Origin of the sequence: Marinobacter sp. DSM 26671 (assembly GCF_900112835.1) — a bacterium.
Taxonomy (GTDB): Bacteria; Pseudomonadota; Gammaproteobacteria; order Pseudomonadales; family Oleiphilaceae; genus Marinobacter; species Marinobacter flavimaris.
In genome coordinates, this window is sequence record NZ_FONF01000075.1 from 1 (window position 1) to 1,263 (window position 1,263).

Below are 1,263 nucleotides of genomic sequence, written 5' to 3' on the forward strand. Positions count from 1 at the left end.
AGGGTCCAGGGAGATCTCATCTTGGAAGGGGCTTCCCGCTTAGATGCTTTCAGCGGTTATCCTGTCCGAACATAGCTACCGGGCAATGCGACTGGCGTCACAACCCGAACACCAGAGGTTCGTCCACTCCGGTCCTCTCGTACTAGGAGCAGCTTTCCTCAAATCTCCAACGTCCACGGCAGATAGGGACCGAACTGTCTCACGACGTTCTAAACCCAGCTCGCGTACCACTTTAAATGGCGAACAGCCATACCCTTGGGACCGGCTTCAGCCCCAGGATGTGATGAGCCGACATCGAGGTGCCAAACACCGCCGTCGATGTGAACTCTTGGGCGGTATCAGCCTGTTATCCCCGGAGTACCTTTTATCCGTTGAGCGATGGCCCTTCCATACAGAACCACCGGATCACTATGACCTACTTTCGTACCTGCTCGACGTGTCTGTCTCGCAGTTAAGCGGGCTTGTGCCATTACACTAACCGCATGATGTCCGACCATGCTTAGCCCACCTTTGTGCTCCTCCGTTACGCTTTGGGAGGAGACCGCCCCAGTCAAACTACCCACCACACAGTGTCCTCATCCCCGATAAGGGGACCAAGTTAGAACCTCAAACATGTCAGGCTGGTATTTCAAGGTTGGCTCCATGAGAACTGGCGTTCCCACTTCAAAGCCTCCCAGCTATCCTACACAAACATGCTCAAAGTTCACTGTGAAGCTATAGTAAAGGTTCACGGGGTCTTTCCGTCTAGCCGCGGATACACCGCATCTTCACGGCGATTTCAATTTCACTGAGTCTCGGGTAGAGACAGCGCCCCCATCGTTACGCCATTCGTGCAGGTCGGAACTTACCCGACAAGGAATTTCGCTACCTTAGGACCGTTATAGTTACGGCCGCCGTTTACCGGGGCTTCGATCAAGAGCTTCGCGCAAGCGCTAACCCCATCAATTAACCTTCCGGCACCGGGCAGGCGTCACACCGTATACGTCCACTTTCGTGTTTGCACAGTGCTGTGTTTTTAATAAACAGTCGCAGGGGCCTGGTATCTTCGACTGGCTTCAGCTCCACCCGCAGGGATTTCACTTACCACCAGCGTGCCTTCTCCCGAAGTTACGGCACCATTTTGCCTAGTTCCTTTACCCGAGTTCTCTCAAGCGCCTTGGTATTCTCTACCTGACCACCTGTGTCGGTTTGGGGTACGGTCTCGAATAGCCTGAAGCTTAGAAGATTTTCCTGGAAGCATGGCATCAATGACTTCCCGCTCTA

At 53.7% G+C, this 1,263-nt stretch carries 1 rRNA gene; it reads right to left on the reverse strand.

The window, feature by feature from the left end:
* A 23S ribosomal RNA gene (locus BM035_RS22215) occupies positions 1 to 1,263 on the reverse strand; the annotation flags it as partial.